Annotated in this window: 22 protein-coding genes; 9 read left to right on the forward strand and 13 right to left on the reverse strand. The window is 72.9% G+C overall.

The genetic code is table 11. The annotated features are described in order from the left end of the window. The first annotated feature begins 3 nt into the window (after window positions 1-3). The 3 genes from ABT015_RS16825 (at window position 4) to alaS (ending at window position 5,564) form a co-directional block, all read left to right on the forward strand. Window positions 4-1,038 (forward strand): UDP-N-acetylmuramate dehydrogenase, encoded by a 1,035-nt coding sequence (locus ABT015_RS16825; protein ID WP_350879792.1) that lies wholly within the window; start codon window positions 4-6, stop codon window positions 1,036-1,038. Window positions 1,039-1,129: 91 nt separating this feature from the next. Next, entirely contained in the window at window positions 1,130-1,699 is a 570-nt protein-coding gene (locus tag ABT015_RS16830) for a peptide deformylase (RefSeq protein ID WP_350879793.1), read from the forward strand. 1,213 nt (window positions 1,700-2,912) lie between these two features. Continuing rightward, a complete protein-coding gene (gene alaS, locus ABT015_RS16835; protein ID WP_350879794.1) occupies window positions 2,913-5,564 on the forward strand; it encodes an alanine--tRNA ligase in 2,652 nt (883 codons plus the stop codon). Window positions 5,565-5,645: 81 nt separating this feature from the next. On the opposite strand, the gene ABT015_RS16840 is transcribed toward alaS, so the two are convergent. The 8 genes from ABT015_RS16840 to ABT015_RS16875 all read right to left on the reverse strand — a co-directional run bounded on the left by ABT015_RS16840 (window position 5,646) and on the right by ABT015_RS16875 (window position 13,234). Further along, window positions 5,646-6,194, reverse strand: coding sequence for a GNAT family N-acetyltransferase (locus tag ABT015_RS16840; protein WP_350879795.1), 549 nt, complete (start codon window positions 6,192-6,194; stop codon window positions 5,646-5,648). Between the two features lie 180 nt (window positions 6,195-6,374). Continuing rightward, window positions 6,375-7,235 (reverse strand): lamin tail domain-containing protein, encoded by an 861-nt coding sequence (locus ABT015_RS16845; RefSeq protein ID WP_350879796.1) that lies wholly within the window; start codon window positions 7,233-7,235, stop codon window positions 6,375-6,377. A gap of 384 nt (window positions 7,236-7,619) precedes the next feature. Continuing rightward, on the reverse strand, window positions 7,620-8,117 hold the full coding sequence (locus tag ABT015_RS16850) for a copper chaperone PCu(A)C domain-containing protein (RefSeq protein ID WP_350879797.1): 498 nt from the start codon (window positions 8,115-8,117) through the stop codon (window positions 7,620-7,622). After that, window positions 8,114-10,441 (reverse strand): heavy metal translocating P-type ATPase, encoded by a 2,328-nt coding sequence (locus ABT015_RS16855; protein WP_350879798.1) that lies wholly within the window; start codon window positions 10,439-10,441, stop codon window positions 8,114-8,116. Before ABT015_RS16855 ends, ABT015_RS16850 begins: the two co-directional genes overlap by 4 nt. Then, entirely contained in the window at window positions 10,438-10,602 is a 165-nt protein-coding gene (locus tag ABT015_RS16860; protein WP_350879799.1) for a hypothetical protein, read from the reverse strand. Before ABT015_RS16860 ends, ABT015_RS16855 begins: the two co-directional genes overlap by 4 nt. A 387-nt stretch (window positions 10,603-10,989) precedes the next feature. Then, window positions 10,990-11,403 (reverse strand): PIN domain-containing protein, encoded by a 414-nt coding sequence (locus tag ABT015_RS16865; protein WP_350879800.1) that lies wholly within the window; start codon window positions 11,401-11,403, stop codon window positions 10,990-10,992. Between the two features lie 105 nt (window positions 11,404-11,508). Further along, window positions 11,509-11,919, reverse strand: a complete 411-nt coding sequence (locus tag ABT015_RS16870; protein WP_350879801.1) for a PPOX class F420-dependent oxidoreductase — start codon at window positions 11,917-11,919, stop codon at window positions 11,509-11,511. 25 nt (window positions 11,920-11,944) lie between these two features. Continuing rightward, window positions 11,945-13,234, reverse strand: a complete 1,290-nt coding sequence (locus tag ABT015_RS16875; protein ID WP_502897334.1) for a D-alanyl-D-alanine carboxypeptidase family protein — start codon at window positions 13,232-13,234, stop codon at window positions 11,945-11,947. Window positions 13,235-13,431: 197 nt separating this feature from the next. Between ABT015_RS16875 and ABT015_RS16880 the strand changes: the two genes are divergently transcribed. Continuing rightward, the gene (locus tag ABT015_RS16880; RefSeq protein ID WP_350879802.1) at window positions 13,432-13,629 is read left to right on the forward strand and encodes a hypothetical protein; all 198 of its coding nucleotides are present in this window, start codon (window positions 13,432-13,434) and stop codon (window positions 13,627-13,629) included. 101 nt (window positions 13,630-13,730) lie between these two features. On the opposite strand, the gene ABT015_RS16885 is transcribed toward ABT015_RS16880, so the two are convergent. Further along, window positions 13,731-14,558 carry a TetR/AcrR family transcriptional regulator gene (locus ABT015_RS16885; RefSeq protein WP_350879803.1) on the reverse strand — a complete coding sequence of 276 codons (828 nt, stop codon included), beginning with the start codon at window positions 14,556-14,558 and terminating at the stop codon, window positions 13,731-13,733. Between the two features lie 82 nt (window positions 14,559-14,640). On the opposite strand from ABT015_RS16885, the gene ABT015_RS16890 reads away from it, so the two are divergent. The 3 genes from ABT015_RS16890 (at window position 14,641) to ABT015_RS16900 (ending at window position 20,555) form a co-directional block, all read left to right on the forward strand. After that, a complete protein-coding gene (locus tag ABT015_RS16890) occupies window positions 14,641-15,492 on the forward strand; it encodes a siderophore-interacting protein (protein ID WP_350879804.1) in 852 nt (283 codons plus the stop codon). A gap of 558 nt (window positions 15,493-16,050) precedes the next feature. Further along, on the forward strand, window positions 16,051-19,431 hold the full coding sequence (locus ABT015_RS16895; RefSeq protein ID WP_350879805.1) for a S8 family serine peptidase: 3,381 nt from the start codon (window positions 16,051-16,053) through the stop codon (window positions 19,429-19,431). A 155-nt stretch (window positions 19,432-19,586) separates the two neighbouring features. Next, window positions 19,587-20,555, forward strand: a complete 969-nt coding sequence (locus tag ABT015_RS16900; protein ID WP_350879806.1) for an alpha/beta fold hydrolase — start codon at window positions 19,587-19,589, stop codon at window positions 20,553-20,555. Window positions 20,556-20,619: 64 nt separating this feature from the next. On the opposite strand, the gene ABT015_RS16905 is transcribed toward ABT015_RS16900, so the two are convergent. The 4 genes from ABT015_RS16905 to ABT015_RS16920 form a co-directional block, all read right to left on the reverse strand. Then, window positions 20,620-20,820 (reverse strand): hypothetical protein, encoded by a 201-nt coding sequence (locus tag ABT015_RS16905; RefSeq protein WP_063346158.1) that lies wholly within the window; start codon window positions 20,818-20,820, stop codon window positions 20,620-20,622. A 118-nt stretch (window positions 20,821-20,938) separates the two neighbouring features. Continuing rightward, the gene (locus ABT015_RS16910; protein WP_350879807.1) at window positions 20,939-21,520 is read right to left on the reverse strand and encodes a TetR/AcrR family transcriptional regulator; all 582 of its coding nucleotides are present in this window, start codon (window positions 21,518-21,520) and stop codon (window positions 20,939-20,941) included. Window positions 21,521-21,697: 177 nt separating this feature from the next. Further along, a complete protein-coding gene (locus ABT015_RS16915) occupies window positions 21,698-23,089 on the reverse strand; it encodes an amidase (RefSeq protein WP_350879808.1) in 1,392 nt (463 codons plus the stop codon). Further along, window positions 23,076-23,333 carry a hypothetical protein gene (locus tag ABT015_RS16920; protein ID WP_350879809.1) on the reverse strand — a complete coding sequence of 86 codons (258 nt, stop codon included), beginning with the start codon at window positions 23,331-23,333 and terminating at the stop codon, window positions 23,076-23,078. The genes ABT015_RS16915 and ABT015_RS16920 overlap by 14 nt, the downstream gene beginning before the upstream one ends. Window positions 23,334-23,462: 129 nt before the next feature. On the opposite strand from ABT015_RS16920, the gene ABT015_RS16925 reads away from it, so the two are divergent. Together ABT015_RS16925 and ABT015_RS16930 are read left to right on the forward strand one after the other, a co-directional pair. After that, window positions 23,463-24,371: an MBL fold metallo-hydrolase gene (locus tag ABT015_RS16925; RefSeq protein ID WP_350879810.1), complete on the forward strand. Its 909-nt coding sequence runs from the start codon at window positions 23,463-23,465 to the stop codon at window positions 24,369-24,371. A 308-nt stretch (window positions 24,372-24,679) separates the two neighbouring features. Beyond that, window positions 24,680-25,504 carry a DUF4328 domain-containing protein gene (locus ABT015_RS16930; protein WP_350879811.1) on the forward strand — a complete coding sequence of 275 codons (825 nt, stop codon included), beginning with the start codon at window positions 24,680-24,682 and terminating at the stop codon, window positions 25,502-25,504. Window positions 25,505-25,592 lie beyond the last annotated feature (88 nt).

Raw genomic sequence — 25,592 nt, forward strand, 5'->3', positions numbered from 1 at the left:
CCCGTGCCCAGCACCACGCTTGCCTCCCTCACCACCCTGCGGCTCGGCGGCCCGGCCAGCGACGTCCTGCAGGTCGCCGATCCCGACGACTGGTTCGAACTGGTCCATACGATCGGCGACCGGCAGCAGGACGCGCCCCTCACCCTCGGCCACGGCAGCAACGTCATCGCCGCCGACACCGGCCACGAGGGCACCGTCGCCGTGATGAACACCCGGGGCATCACCGTGAAGCGGGTGGGCGACGACACGGTGGCCGCGACCGTCCAGGCCGGCCACCCGCTCGCCGACCTCGTCCAGTGGGCCGCAGCCGAACACCTCGCCGGGATCGAGTGCCTGGCCGGCATGCCGGGCACTGTCGGCGCCGCCCCCGTCCAGAACGCCGGAGCCTACGGCCAGCAGGTCTCCGACGCCCTCGACCACCTCACCGCCTGGGACTGGGACATGGGCCGCCTGCGAACCCTGCCCGCCCAGGCATGCCGCCTCCGCCACCGCGACAGCCGCTTCAAGAACGACCCCGGCCGCTGGACCATCCTCACCGCGACGTTCCACCTCACCCGCTCACCGGCTGCGCCGATCACGTACCAGCCGCTCGCCGACGAACTCGGCGTCCAGGTCGGCGCCCGTCCGCCCGTCGCCGAGGTGACCGCCGCAGCCCTCGTCAACCGTCACGGCCGGGGACTCCTCCTCGACCCCCACGGTCCCGATGCCCGCCAGGCCGGATCGGTCTTCCTCAACCCACCCGTCACCGCCACCCAGGCCGCCCGCTGGTCGGCTGCCGGCTGCCCGGTCCACACCGACAGCGACGGGCAGCTGCGGGCCAGCGCCGGCTGGCTGCTGGAGCACACCGGCTACCGCCCCACCTGCAAAGTCGCGGACGGCATTCGCTGCTCGGAACGTCGGACCCTCACGCTCACCGCCCACGACGGGGCGACCGCGACGGGCTTCGCCCAGGCCCTCACCGAACTCTCGACGCAGGTCGAGATCGCGACCGGCATCGCGCTGCAGCCCGAGCCGACAATGGTCGGCGTCTGGGCATAAGGAGTCCCGTGGGAACCAAGACCTCCATGACCGCCGAGACCGTAGCCCCCCTCGCCACCGCCAACGACCCGCAGCAGACCAAGGAGATCAGATGATCGAGGTGCGGCCCAGCCAGCAGATGCAGTCCCTCGGCGTTGTCCAGGAGGGCGAGCCCGTACTCGCCGAGCCCGCCCGAGCGTTCGACCTGCCCACCGAGCGCGGGGCCGCCGAGCAGGTCATCGAGAAGCTGTTCACCGCCATGGAGCGCATCGGCCAAGTCCACCCGTTCGCCAAGGGCATGGGTATCGCCGCACCGCAGATCGGCATCGGCCGCGCCGCTGCCATCGTCCAGCCGGCCGAGCCCGGAGCACCGGCGATCATCCTGCTGAACCCCAGCATCACCAACCACACGAGTGAGACGGACGAGCAGTACGAAGGCTGCCTCTCCTTCTTCGATGTCCGTGGACTGGTCCCCCGACCACTGTGGATCACCGTAGAGACCACCACCTTGGACGGCCAACTGAACACCACCGTCTACGAACGCGGACTCGCCCGCCTGATCCACCACGAGATCGACCACCTCGACGGCCTGCTCTACACCGCACGCATGGCTGCTGGCGTCGAGCCCATCCCTGTCGAGCAGTACCGTCAGACCGGCCAAGCGTGGTCCTACGAGCGGTGAGCGCCAGCACAGCTCGCGCTGAGCGCTCGTGGAGCGATGTCAGCTGGTCGCCTACGCTCTCGTGATCACCACGCCGGCGCTTCCCGATCGTAGAGGTGCAGCTGCGCACTCTTGTAGGTCAAGATCCAGGTGGGGCCGACCCGTTGGGCAACCACACCGTCGAGGCCGTCCACCGGGTGGGTCATCGCCGCAGCGAGGTCCTGTGGATACGGGTAGGACGTCCATTCCAGAAACCACACGTCATCCCTGCCCTAGAGGCGCCGCTCCGCTTGGTTACGGCGTTCACGGGGCCCACCCCGCTGTGGAACATGCTGCCGCGCTCCGCCGGGCCGTACGGCGGCATCAGCGCCACGGCGGCCGACGTGGTCCGCTTCGCCCGGATGTTCGCCGGCCGCCGCAACGACAAGGACGCCTGGATCCCCGTCGTCTTCTATCCCTCCGCGACGGCACCCGCTACGTCCACTTCGGCGTCCGCGCCACCGCCAAGTCCGCCTGACGTCACCACGACCGCGGGAAGAGTCGGTCGGCCAGCTGCTCTCAGTTCTGGTCTCGTTCACCCCGGTCCCGCGCCGGGTTCAGCCGCTCCCCAGCGCTTCGCTCCACCGCAGGTCGGAACGGGCGTGAACCCTGCCGGTCGGCGTTCGGGAGAATTGGAAAGCGTGTTGGGTCCACCCCCTCACGAGTTCGGATCTCGCATCCGCCGCCTTCGCCCGCCAGGGCAAACGAAGGGCCCGACCGCACTGCGATCGGGCCCTTCGTCGTTCCGTGGTTGCCGTTCTGGTTGCAGTTGCCGGGACCCACCGGGGACCGGTCGCACGACCGCATCCGGTGGGCAGGCTCTCTGGCCGATCCGTCGCGTTCGCACCCGTTGGGCACCGCTCCTCTGGCAGGGGGCTGTCCATGGCCGCGTCCGAAAGAACCCGCAAGATCATCTCCTGGTGGGCATCGGCCACAAGGAGGACAACCCCAAGCGATCTTGACACCGGACCGGCTACTGTTGGTGGCGCAGCCGCAGCGGACCGTTTGCGTCGTCGTTGTCGGCTGCGCCACCTCAGAGCGACGGATACCGGAGTCATGGTCTACACCGTGGGGGCGCGAGCTATCTGCGCCGAGCTGGAGAACTGAGAACCACTCAGTCCTCGTTCTCGGCCCGGCTCGGCGTGTGATCTCACCCCACCTCTCTCCGCGACTCTTCCGTGAGGGCCATACCGCCATGCGCTCGACGCAGATCCGCTCCACCTTCCTGGACTTCTTCACCTCGCGCGGCCACCGCCACGTCCCGTCCAGCCCGCTCATCCCCTCCGACCCGACCCTGCTGCTGGCCAACGCCGGCATGAACCAGTTCAAGCCCTACTTCCTGGGCGAGGTCACCCCGGAGTACCCCCGCGCCACCACCATCCAGAAGTGCGCCCGCACCTCCGACATCGACAACGTCGGCCGCACCAACCGGCACGCCACGTTCTTCGAGATGATGGGCAACTTCTCCTTCGGCGACTACTTCAAGGCCGACGCCATCGCCTACGCCTGGGAACTCCTCACCCAGGGCTACCACCTGGAGAAGGACCGCCTCTGGATCACCGTCCACCAGGACGACGACGAGGCCGAGCAGCTCTGGCGCCGGATCGGCGTCCCCGCCGAGCGCATTCAGCGCCTCGGCGCGGACAACTTCTGGGACATGGGCGTCCCCGGCCCCTGCGGTCCCTCCTCCGAGCTCAACTACGACCGGGGCCCGGCCTTCGGCCGCGAAGGCGGGCCGGCCGTCGACGGCGAACGCTACGTCGAGATCTGGAACCTCGTCTTCATGCAGTCCCTGCGAGGCGAGGACGACGACAACGGCACCTTCCCGATCCTCGGCGACCTCGCCCGGCAGAGCATCGACACCGGCCTTGGCCTCGACCGCCTCGCCGCGATCCTCCAGGACGTCGAGAACGTCTGCAGCACCGACCTCCTGCTGCCCACCCTCACCACCGTCCAGGAACTCGCCGGCCGCGACTATCCCGGCAACGGTGAGGAGAAGGTCTCCTTCCAGGTCGTCGCCGAGCACGCCCGCTCCGTCGCCTACCTCATCGCGGACGGCGTTCTGCCCGCCAAGGACGGCCGCGGCTACATCCTGCGCCGCCTGATGCGCCGCGCGATCCGCCACGCCCGCCTGCTCGGCATCGATCAGCCCGTCCTCGCGCCCGCCACCGCCAGCGTCATCGCCAACCTCGGCGACGTCTGGCCCGAACTCGTGGGCCAGACCGCCCTCATCGAGCAGGTCGTCAACGCCGAGGAGGAGTCCTTCACCCGCACCCTCAGCCAGGGCACCCGCCTGCTCAACGCCGCCATCACCCGCAGCCGCGAGGGCCGCTCCACCACCCTCACCGGCGAGACCGCCTTCGAACTGCACGACACCTACGGCTTCCCCGTCGAGCTGACCATCGAGGCCGCCCGCGACGCCGGGTTGAGCGTCGACGAGGACCGCTTCACCGCCCTGCTCGCCGAGCAGCAGAAGCGCGCCAAGGCCGGCGGCAAGGCCAAGACCGCCGAGGCCCTGCGCCGCCAGGACGCCTACCGCGAACTGTCCTCCCGCCACGGCCGCACCGACTTCACCGGCTACGACCGCCTCGACACCGAGGCCACCATCCTCGGCGTCGTCTCTGACGGCACCGTCGTGCCCGGCGCCGACCAGGGCGACACCGTCGAACTGGTCCTGGACCGCAGCCCGTTCTACGCCGAATCCGGCGGCCAGGTCGGCGACACCGGCACCATCCGCACGTCCTCCGGCACGCTCCTCGAAGTCCTGGACACCAAGCTCGGCCTGGAAGGCTTCCACGTCCACACCGTCCGCGTCCGCGAAGGCGAGGTCCGCACCGGCGAGCAGGTCGAAGCCCTCGTCGACGGCCCGCGCCGCGACGCCGTCGCCCGCTCCCACTCCGCCACCCACGTCCTGCACGCCATGCTCCGCCGCACCCTCGGCGACCACGCCCGCCAGCACGGCTCCCTCGTCGACGCCGGTCGCCTGCGTTTCGACTTTGCCCACTTCTCCTCCGTCGACCGCACCCAGCTCGCCGCCATCGAGGCCCTCGTCAACGACCACCTCCTCGACGACCCCGAAGTCCGCATCTGGCACGCCACCCGCTCCGAAGCCGAGGCCGCCGGAGCCACCGCCCTGTTCGGCGAGAAGTACGGCGACCACGTCCGCATCGTCGACATCGGCGACTTCTCCCGGGAACTCTGCGGCGGCACCCACGTCCCGCACGGCGCGGGCGCCGGCCCCGTCCGCATCCTCGGCGAAGCCTCCATCGGCTCCAACCTCCGCCGCATCGAAGCCCTCACCGGACGCGACGCCCTCACCCACTACGACACCGAACGCCGCCTCCTCGAAGAACTCTCCACCCTTCTCGGCACCCGCCCCCAGGACGCCCCCGACACCCTCCGCAAGCGCCTCGACGCCCTCACCACCGCCCAACAGGAACTCGCCCGCCTCCGCGACGCCGAGCTCCGCACCCGCGCCCAGCAACTCGCCGCCTCCGCCCGCACCGTCCCCGGCGGCAGGATCGTCACCGAGAACGTCACCGGCCTCAGCCCCGACGAACTCCGCACCCTGGCCACCGACACCGCCGACCTCCTCGGCGACGACCACGCCGTCGTCATCCTCGGCACCGAACACGACGGCAAGGCCCTCCTCGCCGCCGCGATCACCCGCAGCCTCCACGACACCGGCACCCAGGCCAGCCAGATCCTCATCCCGGCCGCCCGCACGGTCGGTGGCGGAGCCGGCGGCAAGGGCCCCATTGCCAGCGCCGGTGGACGTCATGCCGGAGCACTCGACAAGGCGCTCGCCATCGCTGTCCAGGACGCGACCCGAGTTCTCGGCCAGTAGCCCCAGGTCATCCATGGCACGGGTTGTCGGTGCCTCCCCCTCACCGGGGAGGCACCGGCAACCCGTGCCCCGCCTCCTGCGTCAGGCCGCCGCCAGGTCCTTGAGGAGGACCACGCTCTCGTAGTTGGTCACATCCCACCGCCACGTCCCGACCGGCACGTACCCCCGCCGGCGGTACCAGCCAAGCAACTCGGTGGCCTCGGCCGATGTGTCGATCGCGACCTGAGCTGAGCCGAGAGCAGTGACCCGTGCCTCCGCGAGTGCCAGCAGACGCTGCCCGAGTCCCGTCCCTCGCTGTGAGGGGGCCACCGCAAGCTGCCAGAACGAACCGGCACCCGCCGGGGCCGGGTACCTCTCCGGTGCCTCGTACGGAGCCGCCAACGTCACGGTGCCCACCAACTCAGTCCCGATCAGAGCTATCCAACACTCGCCCTTCCTCAGGCGGTTGGCCGTGTCCTGGACGGACTGGTACGAGGCGAAGAAGACTCGCCCAGCGGCGACGTGATCGGAGTAAGCGCGGTGAAGCAGACGCGTCAGTCCCTCAACGGAGTCATCCTGGGTGAAGCGCCGCAGCACGACCGGTTCGCCGGGGCGTGGCGACATCGCCCCTTGAGTCGATCGCCTGTTCACGTGATCAAGTGTCGGGTGAGCGGCGATCTGCCGCCCGCTGAACCGTGGTCCCTGCGCCCGATCGAGCCCTCGACCAGGCAGAACCCGATCATCCGTGGTTGCGGTTTTGGTTGCAGCCACGTAGCGGGGCCACGCAGCCAGTGCTCGACCCTTCCCGCAGCCCGCCGACAAGGAATGAGGTCAGGGAGCCTCAGTGCCGTAGCCGTAGTGGTGGACGGCTGCGCCCTCGGTGTCGAAGAGGTGTGCGGTGTCGCCCTTGTCGTTCCAGATGGCGCGTCCGCTGCCGAAGGAGTAGCCGCCCCATTCGGCATGGACTTCGTTGGTGTAGACACGGATTCGCTGGCCGGCCTTGAGGGTGGTGCCGGGCGGGAAGGTGAAGTTCTGGCCGGGGTCGTCGGCGTGGAGGAGCCAGCCGGAGATGTCCGCGTGCGCCGTGCCCTGGTTGACGATCTCGACGTACTCGTCGGCCTGGGTGTACTTGACAGTGCCCTTGTGGCAGACGTCGGTGATGATGACGTCCGGAGCGCCGACGCGGGAGAGCACGGCAACGATGTCGGCGCTGTTGGCGCCGTTCTCGGGGCTGAGGAACTTGTTGACGATCTTTCCGTTCCGCTTGAAGCCGGTGATCACGGCGGCGTATTCCTCGCCGTCGATGGACACGCTCTCCGGGGACACCCGGGTGGGCAGGTCGACCTCGTCATCATGAACGGGGCCGACGTTGGGCGTCTCGAAGTGGTGGAACCTGAAGCTGAACTCGCGGTCCTTGCTGTCCTCTTCGAACCGGATGCGCACCACGAGGTCGACATCGAACCGGTCGACGCCACCACCGTAGATGGGGAAGTTCTGGTGGGTGAAGGTGCCCAGTACCACCTCTGAACCGTCAGCCTTCATCTCGATCATCCCACCGGCGAACGAGTAGCCGCTCTTGCCGCCCCCACCTGCGGGAGTGCCCCAGGTGACGTGGCCGGTGTTGAGGCCCGAGACGTTGGGCGGGGTCGGGGTGACAGCAGTCCAGGTTCCCGACGTCGTGACTTTGGACATGCTCAGACCACTCCTCGATTTGATGGGCACATCGCGCGCAAGGACGGTTGCGTGCGTTTCGTCGGCAGCCAATGCTGCGGCCGACCTCAGGAAGGCCTTCGCCGACTGACACCCCCACTCTCCCAACTGCTCAGGCGATTCCTGCGCAAGGATGCCCTTGCATCACTCGTCCGAGTGATGGGGCACCTCGTGGCAGCACGGCACCCGTGTAGGCCCGCCTTCGCCGGCGTGTCGGGGGCAACTCCGTACGAGTTCGAATCTCGTATCGTCCTCCGACGGATGGCCCGGACCGCACAGCGGTCCGGGCCATCGGCGGTTCCGGGTCTCGCCCCGACGGGTGTCGGGGACCAGTCGGCCGGGGGTGCCAGGCCGTCGTCGGCCCGGTCAGCGGGGGCGGGTGCCCGGGGGGAGGACTTGGGCCTGGAGACGGAGGTCCGGGCTGTGGCGGAAGCCGAGGGTGAAGTCCACCCATTGGCCGGCCCGGAGGGGTGGGGGGTCGGCGATCATCAGGTCGGCGTCCTCCGGGGCCATCGCCAGCTCGCCGCGGCCCGGGACCGGGAGGGTGGCCACCGGCTCCCAGCGGCCTGCGGCGCCCTGGTGGAGGTGTCGCTTGATCGTGATCCTGCCGCCGAACTCCCAGCTGGCGGAGGTCAGTTCGTCCGGCACGTCGCCCGGGTTGCGGATCGTGAAGAACGCCGCCGTGGCCGGGGCCGCGCCCGCCGTCGGCAGGAGCAGCCAGCCCGGGCCGGCCTCCACCGGCCGGGGCCGCCCGGCCCCGCCGACCGCCGTCCACCCGGTCAGCAGCACCAGCGTCAGCGCCGCCGCGCCCACCGGTGGGCCGACCACCCGCAGCCGTCCGATCGCGCTCGTTGCCGCGCTCATCGCCGCGCCCCCTTCCGGGCCGCCGAGGTGCCGCGCCCGGGCTGCCAGGTGCGCAGCCGCAGGCTGTTGCCGACCACCAGCAGCGAGCTGAGCGACATCGCCACCGCCGCCAGCATCGGGTTGAGCAGGCCGATGGCCGCCAGCGGGATCAGCACCACGTTGTAGCCGAAGGCCCACAGCAGATTGGCCCGGATCGTGCCGAGGGTACGCCGGGCCAACCGGACGGCGTCCACCACCGCCTCGATGTCGCCGCGCACCAGGGTGAGTCCGGCCGCGCCGATCGCGGCGTCGCTGCCCGAGGCCAGCGCCACCCCGAGGTCCGCCGAGGCCAGAGCCACCGCGTCGTTGACGCCGTCGCCGACCACCGCGACCGTCCGCCCGGCGCCCCGCAGCTCGGCCACCACCGCGGCCTTGCCCTCCGGCGAGGCCGCGGCGTGCACCCGTTCGATGCCCAGCTCGCGCGCCACCGCCCGGGCCGCGCCCGGGCCGTCGCCGGTCAGCAGGACGGTCTCCAGCCCCATCCCGCGCAGCCGGTGGAGCGCCCGCCAGCTGCCCGAGCGCAGCGTGTCGCCGACGGCGAGCACGGCCGCGGCCCGCCCGTCCAGCTCGACCACCACGGCCGTGCGGCCGGTGTCCGAGGCGGCGGCGACCGCGTCCGCGAGGTCGGCGGGCAGCGGCTGCGCCGTGCCGTCCGGGCGGACCACCCGTATGCTCCGGCCCTCGACCACCCCGGACACCCCGACCCCGGTGGTGGCCGCGAAGCCGTCCACCGGGGGCAGCGGACCGCAGCGCTCCCGCGCGGCCGCCGCCACGGCCCGCCCGATCGGGTGTTCCGAGCGGTGTTCCACCGCGCCGGCCAGCCGCAGCACCGCACCCTCGTCGAGACCTTCGCCGAGCCCCGAGCCGAGACCTTCGCCGAGCCCCGAGTCGAACCCCGAGCCGAACCCCTCGGCGACCGTCACCGCCGCCAGTTCCATCCGCCCGGTGGTCAGCGTCCCGGTCTTGTCCAGCACCACGGTGTCGACCCGGCGCAGGCTCTCCAGTACCTCCGGGCCGCGCACCAGCACGCCCAGCTCCGCGCCCCGCCCGGTCGCCGCCAGCAGCGCCGTCGGGGTGGCCAGGCCCAGGGCGCACGGGCAGGCGACCACCAGCACGGCGACCGCCGCCGTCACCGCCGCCTGCGGGGCCGCGCCCGCGCCGAGCCAGAAGCCCAGCACGCACACCGCGCCCGCCAGCACGCACGGCACGAACACCCCGGCCACCGCGTCGGCGAGGCGCTGCGCCCGGGCCTTGCCGGCCTGGGCGTCCGCCACCAGCGCGGTGATCCGGGCGAGTTGGGTGTCGGCGCCGACGGCCGTCGCCCGTACCACCAGCGCGCCGCCGACGTTGACGGTCGCGCCGGCCACCGCGTCCCCGGGGCCGACCTCCACCGGCACGCTCTCCCCGGTCAGCAGGCTCAGGTCGAGCGCCGAACCACCCTCGACCACCACCCCGTCGGTGGCCACCCGTTCGCCCGGCCGCACCACGAACTCCTGCCCGGGCAGCAGCAGTTCGATCGGTACCAGGCGCTCCTCGCCGGTCCCGCCGTCCCGGACACACACTTGCTTCGCGCCCAGTTCGGCCAGCGCCCGCAGCGCGGAACCGCTGCGCCGCCGCACCCGGCCCTCCAGTAGCCGCCCGGCCAGCACGAACAGCGGCACCCCGACGGCCGCCTCCAGGTAGACGTGCGCCGCGCCGCCGCCGTCCGCGGTCAGCGAGAACGGCATCCGCATGCCGATCTCCCCGGCGCCGCCGAACACCAGCGCGTACGCGGACCAGCCGAAGGACGCCACCACCCCCAGGCTGACCAGGGTGTCCATGGTGGCCGCCGCGTGCCGCAGCCCCTGCCAGGCCCGGCGGTGGAACCCGGCCGACCCCCAGGTCACCACCGGGACGGCCAGCGCGAAGCAGACCCACTGCCAGGCGGGGAACTGCAGGGACGGCACCATCGACAGCACCACCACCGGGACGGCCAGCAGCGTCGTCACCAGCAGCCGCCAGCGCTCCGCCGGCTCCTCGTCCGGCAACCCGACGCCCGCCCCCGCGGGCGCCGACTCGGCGGTGTAGCCCGCTCGTTCGACGGCCGCCACCAGCTCTGCGACCGACACCCCGGCCGGGTGCAGCACCCGGGCCCGACCGGTCGCCAGGTTCACCCCGGCCGTCACTCCGTCGATCCGGGCCAGCCGCTTCTCCACCCGGCCCACGCAGGCCGCGCAGGTCATCCCGCCGACCGCCAGATCGGTGCTCACCAGGGCCCCGGCGTCGGCCCCCGCGACCGGGCTCATCGCATCCCGCCCATGTCGTGCCCGCCCATCCCGGGCGCCCCGGGCGACGCGCCGCCCCCGGGCGTCAGCCCCGGGGACACCGGGCCCGCCTGCCGTCCCACCGCATACGCCACCACGAACACCACCACCAGCAGCAGGGCGAACCCCGCCAGCACACTCAAGGGCCGGACACCCGGCGACTTCGCACTCACCCCCCAGCAGTCGGACGGCGGGCGCGGTTGGTTCCCGTACGGTCCGAACCGGTGGGGAACGCCCTGGCGCCGCGGGCTCGGCGAGACCCGTACGGCAGGCCCCGGGCCCGGATTAATTCGGATGACGCACCCGATGTGACCAGGTAGCGTCGGGGACGGCGCCTCCCGATGCGCTGGGCCCCGGCTACTACCCGTCAACTAGGTGCCGGTGCCCGTGGTCGGTTCCGGGAGGCGCCCATACGCGTTCGGCCCCGGGGCCGTTCCAGCCCGTGACCCGAGGTCATGGCCAGGGGGCTACGTCCCGGAACGGGTCCCGTTCGGTCCTGCCGCGCGCGACCGGCCCGAACGGGACCGGCCCTAACCCCGCACGCTGCGCGGCCCGGTGACCGCCGCGCCCAGCGCGCCGACCCGGGCCCGCAGTTCGCGGTCGGCGGTGACGACCAGGCAGTCCCGGTCCGGCTGTTCGGCCCTGGCCGCCCGGACCAGCTCGACGATCCGGTCGTCACCGCTGCCGGCCGCCGCGACCACCCGCACCTCGGGCAGTCCGTCCACGCCCCGGGCCGCGCCCTCCACGACCAGCACCACCTCCAGCGGTCCGGGCCGCTCCGGCAGTCCCTGCCCGGCGACGGCGACCAGCGCGTCCCGCAGCCGCTCGGCGGCGCCCCGCCGATCCCGCCACCACCCGTCGGGCACCGACCCGACCACGTTGGCCCCGTCGACCACCAGCAGCGGCAGCCCGCCCGGGGCCCCGTCCGCGTCCCTGTCCTCCATGGCGTCTCCCATGGCCGCCAAGCCTGCCACGCCCTTCCTCGCCTGTGGGCCGCCCGAGTGGGCCGCCCGGGCGAGTGACCGGGGCCCCGTCAGCCGGATGGCGCGTCAGGTGAGGGTGATCCGGATGCCGACGGTGCCGCGCTCGCCGCGGCGCAGGCGGCTGCCGAGCAGGGTGAGCACGCCGAGCAGGCCGTACTTCTGGCGCAGCAGGGTGCGGTAGGCGGCGGTGCGCTCGGGGCCGAGGATCTCGGCGGTGGCGGGGTACTGCTCGCCGGTCGGCCGGCCCTTGACGTCGCAGGGGCCCACCAGGACGTCCGCGCGGTTGCGGATCCGCTTGACCTTCCAGGAGTCGGTGACGGTCCAGACGCCGAGCGCCTCGCCGTCGCGCACCACCCACACCGGGGTCGGCACGGTGGTGCCGTCCTTCTTGTAGGTGGTGACGAGCAGGTAGCTGCCGGAGGAGAGGCTGACGATCCGGGCGAGCCGGTCGGAGGAAGCGGGGTCGGGCGTGGTCATGGCCGGAAGTCTAGGGCGTGCCTGATCATTCCCGTCGGGCGCGCGGCAGGGCGTGCCTGACCAGGGCCCGGGCCCGGCGGGCCAGCCCGCGGTGGCGGTGCCCGCCGAGGGCGGTGGCGCCCGGGTCGGGGAGCGCGCCCGGGTCGGCGGTGAGTGCGGCGCGGCGGCGGGCGGCGGTGCGCCCGGCGGCCCACAGGGCGAGGACGGCGCCGAGTGCGATGGCCGTCCAGGCGGCCGGGGCGAGGCCGGGGTCGTTGCCCCGGACGGCCTGCGGACGCGCCTGGCCGGCGGTGGCGGCGGTCGCGGCGGCGGTGCCGCCCCGGCCGGTGATGCCGGCCGGGTGGACGGCGGCGGTGTCCTCCACCAGTTGCCCGACCGGCTGGACCTTGCCGGCCGCCGCGAAGCCCCAGTCGAGCAGCTCGGACGCCTCGTCGTAGACCCGGGTCTGGGTGTCGGGGTGCATCACCGTCACCAGCAGGGTGCGGCCGCCGCGCTGGGCGGCGCCGGTGAAGGTGGCGCCCGCGTTGGTGGTGTAGCCGTTCTTGACGCCGATCAGGCCCTGGTACTTGCCGAGCAGCCGGTCGGTGTTGGCGATGTCGAAGCTGGTGCGCTGCCCGGTGAGCTTGTCGAGCCCGCCGGGGAAGTGCGCGGTGCGGGTGGAGCAGTAGGAGCGGAAGTCGGCGTTGCGCAGCCCGGCGCGGGCGAACAGGGTGAGGTCGTAGGCGGAGGACACCTGGCCGTCCATGTCGTAGCCGTCGGGGGAGACCACCTTGGTGTCGCGGGCCTGCAGGGTCTGGGCGCGGGCCTGCATCTCGGCGACGGTCTGCTGGAGGCCGCCGTTCATGTGCGCGAGGACGTGGACGGCGTCGTTGCCGGAGCTGAGGAAGACGCCCCGCCAGAGGTCCTCGACGCGGTACGGCAGGTCCTCCTTGACGCCGACGAGGCTGCTGCCGGCGCCGACGTTGGCCAGTTCGGCCGTGGTGACCTTGTGCTCCGTGGTGCGGTCGAACTTGGGCAGCACGGTGTCCGCGAAGAGCATCTTCAGGGTGCTGGCCGGGGGGAGCTGGAGGTGGGCGTTGTGGGCCGCGAGGACCTCGCCGGTGCCGGCGTCGGCGATCAGCCAGGACCGCCCGGTCAACGTGGTCGGCAGCGTAGGCGCCCCGGCCAGCGGGGCGACCTGGACGTCGGACCGGCCGAGCCGTTCGCCGCCGATCGCACCGGCGGCGTCCTGCCCGGGGGCGGTCGGGGCGCCGGCGGCGAGCATCAGGGTGGACACCGCGGCGGCCGCCGCCACTCTGCTGACAAGCTGTGGCATCTGCTGCACACGGCGAACGTACCCGGGGCGCCGCCGGGCCGCCGCGCCTGCTGCTCCGTCCGGAGCCCGGGTGGTACGGATCCCGGGTGGCAGGGCGCCGGGGACGGCCGGGGGAAGGTGCCGGGACGACTTTGGTCATCCCCGGGTCGCGCCGAAAGTCGGATTCCCGGGAGCCGGGAGCTGCCTAGGCTCGGGGTATGAAGACGCTGCTCGGCTATCTCGGTTTCGTGCTGATCCTCGGCGGCGGGTCCGGCCTGGCGGCGGACTGGCTGGGGGGCTTCCGGCTGTTCGGCTTCGTCCGTTTCCTGGTCCCGGACGGCCATGAGACCGCCGGGTACGCCACCCTGCTGGTGCTCGGCGTCCTGCTGGCGATCCCGGCGGCCCGCCGGGGCTGATCAGAGGATCAGCCCGAGGCCCGAGGCCCGAGGCCCGAGGCCCGAGGCCCGAGGCCCGAGGCCCGAGGCCCGAGGCCCGAAGCCCGAAGCCCGGTCGGCACTCAGTCCGCGCCCCGACCGGCACCCTGATCAGTCCCCGCCCCCGGGGTCGCCCCCGCCCCCGAGGTCGCCCCCGCCCCCGAGGCCGCCACGCCGTCGAGCAGGACGGAGAGCCCGGTGCGGAAGGCCGCCAGGTCGCGGTCCTGCGGCGTGCCGTCGGCCGCGCCCTGGAGGGCGGTCAGCAGGGGGAAGCGCTCGGTGAAGTCCGGTGCCAGTTCGGCGAGTCGGGCGGACCGGGCGGTCCACCAGTCCTCGTCGGCGATGCCGGTCGCGGCGGCGGCGCCGCGTGATTCGGCGGCCACGGCGGCCGTGCCGCGGACGAACTGCCAGAGCGCCGCGACGACGCCGTGCAGCCGCGCGGGTGCGAGGGCGGCCGGTCGCAGGGCGCGCAACAGGCTTTCCATGGCGGCGAGTTCGGCCGGTCCGAGCACCGGCCGGGCCTGCGAGACCTGGAGGATCCAGGGGTGGCGCAGGTAGCAGGCGTACAGTTCCTCGGCCCAGGCGGTGACGGCGGGGCGCCAGTCGTCCAAGTCCGCTACGTCCAGCCGTAGTTCGCCGAGTGCCCGGTCGTGCATCAGGTCGAGGAGTTCGGCCTTGCCCGGGACGTAGGTGTAGAGGGCCATGGCGGTGCGGCCGAGCCGTTCGCCGACGGCGCGCATCGAGAGCGCGGCCATGCCGTCCGCGTCGGCGACGGCGATGCCGGCGGAGACGATCGCGTCGACGCTGAGGCCAGGTTTGGGGCCGCTGCGCCCGGTGCGCGGTTGCGGTGGTGTGCCCCAGAGCAGGGACAGGGACCGGTGGGCGTCGCCCTGTCCGGCGTAGACGACCATGCAGCAACTCCTTATGGCGTAAAGTATCCTCGGCTGCGACAACTCTTTATGCCGTAAGGTTATCAACCGAAGGGGTTCTGCGATGACACTGCCCGTCGCCTTCGTCGAGGTCGTCGAGGTCCGCCGGATCACGCCGCGCACCGCCCGGGTCACCTTCGAGGCCGAGGCCCTGGCGGACTCCGTGGGCACGGCGCCCGACCAGCAGGTGAAGCTGTGCTTCCCCCGCCCCGGCCAGGCGGTGCCCGAGCTGCCCGCGCGGAGCGACGACCCGATGAGCTGGTACCAGGCCTATCTGGCGATCCCCGAGGCCCGGCGCCCGCTGCTGCGCAGCTTCACCCTCCGTCGCCGCCGGCCCGGCACCCGCCTGGTCGAGATCGACTTCGTGCTGCACGGTGACACCGGCCCGGCCGCCGCCTGGGCCGAGCGCGCGGAGCCCGGGCAGCGGCTCGGGATGGTCGGCCCCTCGGCGCTGTACGCCCCGTCGGTCCCGTTCGCCGAGGCCGCCGCCGCTGCCGACTGGGTGCTGCTGGCGGGGGACGAGACGGCGCTGCCGGCGATCGCGACGCTGGTCGAGGCGTTGCCTGCCGGGGTCCGGGCCCTCGCGTTCGTCGAGGTCGCGGACGCGGCCGAGCGGCAGCCGCTGGAGAGCCGTGCCGAGCTGGCCCTGCACTGGCGGGCCCGGGGCGGGGCGGCCCCCGGGGCCGTGCTGGCCGAGGCCGTGCGGTCCGCCGCGCTGCCGGCCGGCGCGCCGTTCGCCTGGCTCGCGGGGGAGGCGGGCGCGGTGCGGGCGCTGCGCCGCCACCTGGTGGCGGAGCGCGGCGTGCCGAAGCGGTCGATCGACTTCACCGGGTACTGGCGCCACCGGCTGACCCAGGACGACGCGCCCACCGCCGAGGATCTGGCGGACGCCCAGGAGCGGTTGGCCGCCGGCTGATCGGGTGCTGATCGCCCGGTGGCCGGGGGATTCCGGCCACCGGGCGCCGGTGTGACCGCGGGCCCGTTCTGTCATGTCCGGTTTCAGAGTGGGTCCGGGGGGAAGAGAGTGTGGCGGTGCTGACGGTGTGTCCCAGATGGCGGTGGTCCGCCACTGTCCAGAGTTCGCCACCGACTTTTTCCGACCAGGATCGGACAGTTCCGACCGGGTCTGGTCAGCGAAAAGGGGCGGACATGGCCCGATTTCTGCCGTGAATTTTACTTTCTGATGGTCTTTTTTACTTTCTAATGGGGATTTCCCCCCTTGTCGTGGTCGTGTCGGATGCGCTGGAATGCGACCGCTGTCGGGACGCGCGGTCCGGAGCAACCACGCGTCCGACCTGGATTCGCGTACGCTGGGCCGCGCAACCTGACGTCTCATCAGACGAAAGGATGTCCATTGATCGGCTGGCGGAAATCCCAGCTAGCAGCTGCCGTCACGGTCACCGCCGCGTCCATGGTCCTGACCTTCGGGTCCAGCGCCAACGCAGCTCCGCTCCCGGACCCGCAGAACGCCCCCGTGGCGTCCGCGGACGGGACCCCGGTGCCGGTGATCGTGATTCTCAAGGACCAGATAGCGGACGCCCCGGCCGACAACGGCCACCTCGGCGCCCGTAAGCAGAAGGCCGCGAACGCCCAGGCGCCGCTGCTGGACAGGGTCAAGGCCAACGGCGGCACCAACATCAAGAGCTTCGTGGTCGGGAACGCGTTCTCGGCCACGGTGAGCCCCGCGCTGCGTGCCGCGCTGCTGGCCGACCCGGCCGTCGCCTCGGTCGTCGCGGACGAGCAGGTCACCGTCACGCCGCCGGCCGCCGGCAAGGCCGCGGCCGCGAAGGACGCCGCGGACTCCAAGGCCGGCGCCAAGTCGGCCAAGGCCGCCGCTCCGCAGGCCGTTTCGGGCAGCAACGGCCAGGGCGCCGAGCAGAACGCGACCAACACGATCTGCCCGTCGGACCCGTCCCAGCCGCTGCTGGAGCCGGAGGGCCTCTACTCGACGCACGCCGTCGGCGCCGACGGCAAGCCCGGCGCGGCCGACCTGGCCACCGGCAAGGGCGTCAAGGTCGCCTACATCGCGGACGGCCTCGACCCGGAGAACCCGGACTTCATCCGGGCCGACGGCTCGCACGCCGTCGTCGACTACCAGGACTTCGCGGGCGACGGCGTGAACGCGCCGACCGGTGGCGCGGAGGCCTTCGGCGACGCCTCGGCGGTCATCGCCCAGGGCCGCCAGGTCTACGACGTCTCGAAGTTCGTGAACGCCTCGCGCGGTCTGCCGGCCGGCTGCAACATCCGCATCCGCGGCCTCGCCCCGGACGCCTCGCTGGTCGCCCTGCGGGCCGGCGGCGAGATCATGTCGAACTCGTCGATCCTGCAGTCCATCGACTACGCGGTCTCGGTCGCCAAGGTCGACGTGCTGAACGAGTCCTTCGGCGGCAACGTCACCCCGGACAGCGGCGCGCACGACACCATCTCGCTCTTCAACGACCAGGCCGTCAAGGCCGGTGTCACCGTCTCCGTCTCCACCGGCGACGCGGGCATCAGCGGCACCATCGGCACCCCGGCCACCGACCCGAACGTGATCGCGGTCGGCGCCTCGACGGACAACCAGAACTACCAGCAGACCGGCTACGCGGCCGCCCAGTTCTCCAACAAGACCTGGAGCAACAACCGCATCTCCGCGCTCTCCTCGGGCGGCTTCACCCAGGCCGGCCGCACGGTCGACCTGGTCGCGCCGGGCGAGTCGGACTGGGCGCTCTGCTCGCCCGACACCAGCAAGTACACCGACTGCACCGGCTACAACGGCCAGGGTTCGCCGATCCAGTCGTTCGGCGGCACCAGCCAGGCCGCGCCGTTCGTCACCGGCGCCGCGGCCCTGGTCATCCAGGCCTACCGCGACACCCACAACGGCCAGTCGCCCGCCCCGGCGCTGGTGAAGAAGTTCATCACCGGCACCGCCCAGGACCTCGGCGTCCCGGCCGAGGAGCAGGGCGCCGGCCTGCTGAACGTCCGCGCCGCCGTCGAGGCCGCCCGCGGCTACCACGCCGGCTCCGGCGCGTCGGACAGCAAGACCGTCGTCGTCACCACCGGTCAGGTCGACATCGCCGGCAACCCCGGCTCGACCCACACCGCCGACGTGACCGTCACCAACACCAGCTCCGCCCCGCAGACGGTCAGCGGCGCCACCCGCACCTTCGTGCCGCAGTCGAGCAACCAGCAGACCGTCCAGCTGGACACGGCCTCCACCGACACCTTCAAGTACGCCACCAACGGCGCCACCTGGGTGCAGAAGCAGGTCAAGTTCACCGTCCCGGCCGGCGCCGACCGCCTCGCGGCGTCGATCGCCTGGCAGGGTGCGGCCAGCCCGGTCACCAACGGCTCCGTGGTCCGCATGACGCTGCTCGACCCGTCGGGCCGTTTCGAGACCAACACCCGTCCGCAGGGCGGCGCCACCCCGGCCGACTTCGGCCTGGTGGACGTCCCGCACCCGGTGGCCGGCGAGTGGACCGCCGTCCTGTACACCCCGGCGGGCAAGGCCGGCTACAACGGCGCGGTCCAGCTGGGCACCGCCACCCAGCGCGCGGTGCCGGCCGGCGCCGTCAGCCCGAGCGTCGCGGACCTGAAGCCGGGTGAGACCAAGACCCTCAAGGTCCAGCTCACCACCCCGGGCACCAGTGGCGACTCCAGCCAGGCGATCACCGTCGCCAGCTCCAACGGCACCGCCACCAGCGTTCCGGTCGTGCTGCGCAGCCTCGTCCCGGTCAACCAGGGCAAGGGCACCTTCACCGGCACCATCACCGGTGGCAACGGCCGCAACGCCTCGCCGACGCAGAGCTTCGCGTACGCCTTCGACGTCCCGAAGGGCCAGAAGGACCTGCGGGTCGGCGTCACCGTCGCCAAGGACCCGAAGCTGCTCATGCAGGGCGCGCTGATCAGCCCGAACGGCACCCCGATCGACATCGAGGGCAACGGCCTGCTCGACGCGCAGGGCAACCTGACCGGCACCACCGCCGGCGTCTCGGCCACCACCGTCAACCCGGCCGCCGGCCGCTGGCGGTTCGTCCTGAACGTGCTCGGCCCGGTCAGCGGCCAGGAGCTCGCCCAGGACTTCACCGGCAGCGTCGCGTTCAACCAGAACGTCGCCACCGCCGCCGGCCTGCCGAACGACCCGCACGCCAAGCTGGCGGCCGGCAAGCCGGTCACCGTCCAGGTGAACTACACCAACAACACCGTCGCCACCCAGAAGATCTCGGCCGACGGCCGCCTGGACCGCCGCACCGACCTCCCGCTGGTGCCGCAGGGCGCCTCCGCGACGGTCACCCTGCCGCTGAGCCTCACCTCCGCGGTGCCGTCCTTCCTCGTCCCGCCGGGCACCGACCAGCTGAAGGCGGTGGCGGCCTCCTCGACGCCGGCCCACCTGGAGCTGTCCGGCACCACCGGCTCGCCGGACCTCTTCGGCGACCTGAAGAAGGCCCAGGACGGTTCGACCATCTCGGTCGTGACCGACAACGGCAGCGCGTCGCAGCCGGTCCTCCCCGGCGTGTGGGGCACCTTCCTGCAGCAGATCGGCCCGTTCGGCACCGCCGGCGCCCCGGCCGGCACCGCCACCATCACCGCGACCGCGCACACCCAGGCGTTCGACCCGGCGCTGACCTCCAGCACCGGTGACCCGTACGCCCTGGCGGTCAACGCCTCGGCCCCGGCCGCCAACCCGGTGACCGTCCCGTCGGGCGGCAAGGGCTCGCTCCAGGTGACCGTCACTCCGACCGGTCCGAAGGGCAGCACCGTTCACGGTGTGCTGTACCTGGTGTCCGCCCCCAGCTCGGTGGCGACCGCCAACAACACCCTGGGCACCACCGGTTCGGTGCTCGCGGCGATCCCGTACAGCTACACGGTGAACTGACCTTCCATCACCACGCCGAGGCCGCCCCGGAGTTCCGGAGCGGCCTCGGTCGTTTTCCCGGATCGGCGGGAATGCCCCGAGCCCCGGCGGTGTTGCGCGGGGCAGGACCGGGGCGAAGCGGATGCCCGGCCCTTCCACCGGACCGGGAGCGGGACTTGAACGACACGATCAAGCACAGCCACGTCGAGGTGAACGGCGTCCGTCTGCACGTCGCGGAGCAGGGCGAGGGCCCGCTGGTCCTGCTGCTGCACGGCTTCCCGGAGAGCTGGTACTCCTGGCGCCACCAGTTCGCCCCGCTCGCCGCGGCCGGCTACCGGGTCGTCGCCCCCGACCAGCGCGGCTACGCCCGCAGTGAGCAGCCCGAGCGGGTGGACGCGTACTCCCTGCTGCACCTGGTCGGCGACGTCACGGCGCTGATCCGCGCGCTCGGCGAGCAGCGGGCCGTCGTGGTCGGGCACGACTGGGGCGCGCCGGTCGCCTGGGCCACCGCCGCGCTGCGGCCGGACCTGGTGCGCGGGGTCGCCGGGCTGAGCGTGCCGCCGCTGCCCGGCGGGCCGCGGCCGCTGCGGGAGTCCCGGGAGAACTTCGGCGAGGGCTTCTACCAGAACTACTTCCAGCAGCCGGGCCGCGCCGACGCCGAACTGGCGGCCGACGTGAAGTCCAGCTTCCGCCGCGTCCTGGGCGGTGGCCCGCGCGGTGGGGGGAAGCCGCAGCCGTGGGTCGTCCCCGAGGGCAAGGTCCTGCTGGACACCATCCCGGAGCCGGCGCAGCTGCCGGCCTGGCTCACCGAGGCGGACATCGACGCCTTCGCGGCCGACTACGCCCTGCACGGCGAGCACGCCTTCACGGGCGGGCTCAACTGGTACCGGAACATCGACCGCAACGCCGAACTGATGGCCGCCTTCGACGGTGTGACGATCGACGTGCCCGCGCTGTACGTGGCCGGCGAACAGGACATGGTGAACGCGCTCGTCCCGCCGGAGGTGCTGGCCCACCTGCTGAGCCGGGTGCCCAAGCTGCACCGCCACGTCCGGCTGCCGGACACCGGGCACTGGACGCAGCAGGAGCGCCCGGCGGAGGTCAACGAGGCGCTGCTCGACTTCCTCAAGCACCTGGACGCCTGACGCCCGCCCGGCTCCGGCCCGGATACCGGGTCGGAGCCGGATCAGGATGGCGGAGGCGGCGCGATCAGTGGTGGTGGTGGCTGCCCATGGGGTGGTCGCAGGCGCGGCACCTCCGGATGAAGAGGAGGCTCAGGCCGACGGTGACCACCGCGCCGAGCGCCACCCCGGTGCCCCGCACCGTCTTGCGGGCCGCGTTGCCGCCGATCGAGCCGGTGCACCGCGAGCAGTTCTGGCATCCGGTCCGGACCGGGATCTTCTTCCCCACGACGCTTCCTCCCAGGCGAGGTCCCGACCAGCGGCCGGGCTCGTGAACGTCCCGCAGAAGCTTATAACTTGAGCTGCCCGTTCATCACTTGAGCTGCCCGTCCCCGCCCTGCGAACGATCATCCGCCCGACGGGCCGGCCCCGTACGGGGCGAGGAGTTCGGCCACGAGCCGGCGCGCGTACGCGGGGTCGAGGCCGACCGGGCGGAAGAGGATGCGGTACATCAGGGGGGCGACGACGCCGTCCATGACCGCCTCGACGCCGGGGGTGTCCTCCCCGCGGCCGCGCGCCCGGCTCAGCACGGCGTCGACCTGTTCGGCCGCGTAGTCCGAGCACTGGCCGGCGTTGCCGCCGTCCGGGTCGCCGAGCAGGGCGTCGCGGATGTAGGCGCGGCCCGAGGGGGAGGCCATCTCGTCGAGGAACTGTTCGGCCCAGGCCGTCAGGTCGGACCGCAGGTCGCCGAGGTCCTCCGGGGCCGTGTCGGGCCGCAGGCGCTCCACCGCGACGTCGGACAGCAGCTCCTGGAGATCACCCCAGCGGCGGTAGACCGTCGACGGGGTGACGCCCGCGCGCTGGGCGACCAGCGGCACCGTCAGTGCGCCGCGGCCCACCTCGGCGAGGAGTTCACGCACAGCGGTGTGCACCGATGCCTGGACCCGGGCGCTGCGCCCGCCGGGGCGCACCATCTGTTTGCGACTCATGATTAACACCTTAAAGCACAATCCTTGCGTTTGCGGGGTGCCGGGGTGCCGGGGTGCCGGGGTGCCGGGGTGCCGGGGTGCCGGGGTGCCGGGGTGTCGGGGTGTCGGGGTGTCGGGATGCCCGCCTCGGAGCCGGACGGCGGGCCGACGCCTTCCGGCCCGGCCCGCCTGCGGTCCTCAGACCGCCGGTGCGAGCGCCCGGGCGGGCTGCGTCCGCTCGTAGGCGTGGCCGGCCCGCAGCAGCGTGCGCTCCCCGAGTGGCCGGCCGAGCAGCTGCATGCCGATCGGCAGACCCTCCGCGTCCCGGCCGACCGGCACGGACAGGGCGGGCACCCCGGTGATGTTGGCGGGGGCGGACAGGCGCACATAGGCGTCGGGGACGCTCTCGACCGTGCCGTCGGGCCAGGTGACGGCCTCCTGGTCGGTCCGTACGGCGGTGACCGGGACGGTCGGGGCCGCGATCACGTCGACCTCCTCCAGCATCCGGGCCCACTCCTGCCGCATGAGCGTCCGGGAGCGCTGGGCGCGCAGGTAGTCCCCGGCGGTCATCAGCTCGCCGGCCTCCAGGAGGGCGCGGACGTCCGCCTGGTACAGCTCGGGCACCGCCCGCAGGGAGTGCTCGTGGTAGGCGGTGGCCTCCGGTGCCACCAGCCCCCACAGCGTCGCCTGGAGGTAGCGGGTCATCGGGATGTCGACGTCGACGAGCCGTGCGCCGAGCGCCTCCAGGTGCTCGACGGCGCGCCGGACGGCGGCCTCCACCTCCACGTCGACGCGGTCGAAGTAGTAGCTGCGCGGCACGCCGACGCGCAGCCCCGCCAGGTCCGTGTCCGCGCCCGGCCGGTGGTCCACGGCGGTGGTGGCCAGCGAGGCGGGGTCGCGCGGGTCGTGCCCGGCGAGGGCGTCCAGGACGAGGGCCGTGTCCTCGACGGTCCGGGCGATCGGGCCGACGTGGTCCAGCGACCAGGACAGGGACGCGACGCCGTGGCGGGGGACGAGGCCGTAGGTCGGCTTGAGGCCGACGACCCCGTTGAGCGCGGCGGGCACCCGGATCGAGCCGCCGGTGTCGGTGCCCAGCGCGAAGGTCGCGGCGCCCGCGGCGACGGCGACGGCGGATCCGCCGCTGGAGCCGCCGGCGACCCGGCCGCGGTCCCAGGCGTTGCCGGTCTGCGGGGTGGTCAGGCCGTAGGCGAACTCGTGGGTGTGCGTCTTGCCGACCAGGATCGCGCCGGCCGCGGCCAGACGGGCGGCGACCGTGCTGTCGGTCTGTGCGCGGTGGTCGGCGCGGACCCGGGAACTGGCCGTGGTGGCCAGCCCGGCGACGTCGATCAGGTCCTTGAGCCCCATCGGCACGCCGTGCAGCGGCCCCCGGTGCAGGCCGCGTGCCGCTTCCCGCTCGGCCTCGCGGGCCGCCCGGCGCGCCCGCTCCGCGGTGACCGCGACGTAGGCACCGAGGTGCGGTTCGACCTGCTCGATGCGGTCGAGGACCGAGTCCACCAGTTCGACGGGGGACAGTCGCCGGGCCCGGATCTCCTCCGCGGCGGTGGCGAGGGAGAGCTCATACGGCTGCATCGCGCTTCTCCTCTTCCGTGTAGTGGGCGCTTTGCGCGCGGTAGGCGCTCGCGGGCGGGGTGTCCCCGAAGTCCAGCTCCCGCAGGACCGCGACGACGGAGAGCAGCTGATTGGCGGTGGCCGCGACCGAGTCGTGGCGGTCGGCGGGCAGGGGGAGCCCGGCCCGGGCGGCCCAGCGGGCGGCCTCGGGCGGCGTGAGGTCGGTGGTGGGCGGTTGGCCCGAGGGGCGTTCGGCGGAGGACATGGGTGTTCTCTCCTGATCGGGGCTGGGGCGCGATGGCGGCCCGCAGCAAAAGCTAACTGTTTGCGTTAGCCGGACTGTAGGCCCTACGATGGCTTAACGCAAACAGATTGCGTTTACGGGAGGAGCCCCATGTCCAGCGCCACGTCCGAAGCCCCCGCCCCCATCCCCGCCTGGGCGGTGGGCGACGTCACCGTCCACCGCGTCGACGAGACCCTCCTGCCGCCCGCGACCGGGCCGTGGCTGCTGCCCGAGGCCACCCCCGAGGTCGTGACCGGCCACGACTGGCTGCGCCCCCACTTCGCCGACCACGAGGGCGTCCTGCGCCTCGACAGCCACAGCTTCGCGTTCTCCGTGGGCGGGCTGCGCGTCCTCGTCGACACCGGCATAGGCAACGGCAAGGAGCGGGCCAACCCGGCCTGGCACCAGCTGCGGACCGACTACCTGGAGCGCCTCGCCGCCGCCGGCTTCCCCCCGGACTCCGTCGACCTGGTGATCCTCACCCACCTGCACGCCGACCACGTCGGCTGGAACACGCGGGAGGTGAACGGCGAGTGGGTCCCCACCTTCCCCCGCGCCCGCTACCTCACCTCCCGCGCCGAGCGGGAGTTCTGGGCCGGCTACGACCTGGAGGAGGCGCGCAGGCAGATGTTCCTCGACTCCGTGATCCCGGTCGAGCGGGCCGGCTTGCTGGACCTCGTCGACGTCCCGGCCGAGGGCGTCGAGATCACCCCGGGCCTGCGCCTGATCCCCACCCCCGGCCACACCCCCGGCCACGTCGCCGTCGAACTGACCAGCGGGGGCGAGACGGCGCTGATCACCGGTGACTGCATCCACCACCCGGTCCAGCTCGCCCACCCCGCCATCGGCGCCTGCGTCGACATCGACCCGCGGCAGTCCGAGGCCTCGCGCCGCAAGCTCCTCGACTCCCTCGCCGACACGGACACCCTGCTGCTCGGCACCCACTTCGCGCCGCCCACCGCCGGCCGCGTGCGCACGGAGGGGGACGCCTACCGGCTGCTGCCCGTGCCCTCGGCCTGACGCCGCGTTCGACCTCCCCGGGACGCTCGCACCCCTTCACCGGTCCTGCGCCCGGGGTCCGTCGACCGCACACCCGGATCGAGCGGGACGGGTGCGCCGGGTCGGGGCGGTGAGCCGGAGTCGGCTCCCCGGGGCTCGATTCCCGCGCGATCTGTCGTTTATCTGGCGATACCGCCGCTGAGCTGCGAAATCTCGCTGGCAGCGGACGTCGATGATCCCCTAGAGTCGGCGCGCCCGCCCCGGTCGGGGCGCTGGCGGCACCGACGTGCGAGTCCGAGCACGCGGCGATTCCAGGAGTTGACGATCTGATGGTGTGTGTGGCGTGTGGGGCGCGTCCCGCGGGGACCGAGAACCGACGCTGCTTCGGCTGCGCGGAGGCGGCGCCGGGCTGGGCGGCGGCGCTCCGACCGGCGAACGGCCTTGCCGTCGCGGTCTACGTCCTGCTGGGGGCGAACGCGATGCTGGCGGCGGGGGCGGTCGTGGCCGGCCTCTGGTCCGATGCCCTGTTGGGCCAGTTGGCGGACGGGTCGGCCGACCTCGACGACTTCGATGCCGTGGACTCCCTGGTGAAGGGGCTGAACGGGGTCTTCCTTCCGTTGGCGCTGGCCACCGCCGTGGTGTTCATCATCTGGTTCTACCGCATCCGCCAGAACGCCGACCTGCTGCTGCCGCACGGACACCGCCGCGGACGCGGCTGGACCATCGGGGCCTGGGTCACCCCGTTCGTCCTGCTCTGGTTCCCCTGGCAGCTGATGGTGGACTGCTGGCGGGCGAGCGCTCCGCTGGACGCGGAGGGACGGCGCCGCACGGTGTCGGAGAAGGTCCTGATCCTGTGGTGGTCCACCTGGATCGGCGCGCTGGTCGTCAACCGGATCGCCAGCTCGATGATGAAGCACGTGAACCTGGCGATGCTCGACAGTCTGGAGGACCTGCGCGAGACCATCCGGGTGGAGACCGCCGGCTCGGCGCTGCGCCTGGTCGCGGCCGTCGCGGCGATCGTGGTGGTCCAGCGGCTGACGGCCATGCAGTGGGCGCGCCGGGCCGACATCAACCCGATCGCAGCCATGGCCGCCCAGGCGGCGGCCGAGGAGGCCCGGGCGCAGGCCCGGGCGCAGGCTCAGGCCCAGGCGTAGGGCCAGGCGTAGGGCCAGTCTTCGGCCGCCACGGCGGCGGACTCGGAAGCTCCCTCAGGGCTGTGACCGGGATGGTCCACCGTCATCG

The organism is Kitasatospora sp. NPDC094016 (assembly GCF_040304045.1).
Taxonomy (GTDB): Bacteria; Actinomycetota; Actinomycetes; order Streptomycetales; family Streptomycetaceae; genus Kitasatospora.

Excerpts from the sequence above, each read along its gene's own strand:
- ABT015_RS16875 (WP_502897334.1), bottom strand. The coding sequence starts at position 13,234 with ATGCCACAGCTTGTCAGCAGAGTGGCGGCGGCCGCCGCGGTGTCCACC.
- ABT015_RS16865 (WP_350879800.1), bottom strand. The coding sequence starts at position 11,403 with ATGGAGGACAGGGACGCGGACGGGGCCCCGGGCGGGCTGCCGCTGCTG.
- ABT015_RS16930 (WP_350879811.1), top strand. The coding sequence starts at position 24,680 with ATGGTGTGTGTGGCGTGTGGGGCGCGTCCCGCGGGGACCGAGAACCGA.
- ABT015_RS16920 (WP_350879809.1), bottom strand. The coding sequence starts at position 23,333 with ATGTCCTCCGCCGAACGCCCCTCGGGCCAACCGCCCACCACCGACCTC.
- ABT015_RS16850 (WP_350879797.1), bottom strand. The coding sequence starts at position 8,117 with ATGAGCGCGGCAACGAGCGCGATCGGACGGCTGCGGGTGGTCGGCCCA.
- ABT015_RS16915 (WP_350879808.1), bottom strand. The coding sequence starts at position 23,089 with ATGCAGCCGTATGAGCTCTCCCTCGCCACCGCCGCGGAGGAGATCCGG.
- ABT015_RS16910 (WP_350879807.1), bottom strand. The coding sequence starts at position 21,520 with ATGAGTCGCAAACAGATGGTGCGCCCCGGCGGGCGCAGCGCCCGGGTC.
- alaS (WP_350879794.1), top strand. The coding sequence starts at position 2,913 with ATGCGCTCGACGCAGATCCGCTCCACCTTCCTGGACTTCTTCACCTCG.
- ABT015_RS16855 (WP_350879798.1), bottom strand. The coding sequence starts at position 10,441 with ATGAGCCCGGTCGCGGGGGCCGACGCCGGGGCCCTGGTGAGCACCGAT.
- ABT015_RS16925 (WP_350879810.1), top strand. The coding sequence starts at position 23,463 with ATGTCCAGCGCCACGTCCGAAGCCCCCGCCCCCATCCCCGCCTGGGCG.
- ABT015_RS16830 (WP_350879793.1), top strand. The coding sequence starts at position 1,130 with ATGATCGAGGTGCGGCCCAGCCAGCAGATGCAGTCCCTCGGCGTTGTC.
- ABT015_RS16870 (WP_350879801.1), bottom strand. The coding sequence starts at position 11,919 with ATGACCACGCCCGACCCCGCTTCCTCCGACCGGCTCGCCCGGATCGTC.
- ABT015_RS16880 (WP_350879802.1), top strand. The coding sequence starts at position 13,432 with ATGAAGACGCTGCTCGGCTATCTCGGTTTCGTGCTGATCCTCGGCGGC.
- ABT015_RS16890 (WP_350879804.1), top strand. The coding sequence starts at position 14,641 with ATGACACTGCCCGTCGCCTTCGTCGAGGTCGTCGAGGTCCGCCGGATC.
- ABT015_RS16885 (WP_350879803.1), bottom strand. The coding sequence starts at position 14,558 with ATGGTCGTCTACGCCGGACAGGGCGACGCCCACCGGTCCCTGTCCCTG.
- ABT015_RS16845 (WP_350879796.1), bottom strand. The coding sequence starts at position 7,235 with ATGTCCAAAGTCACGACGTCGGGAACCTGGACTGCTGTCACCCCGACC.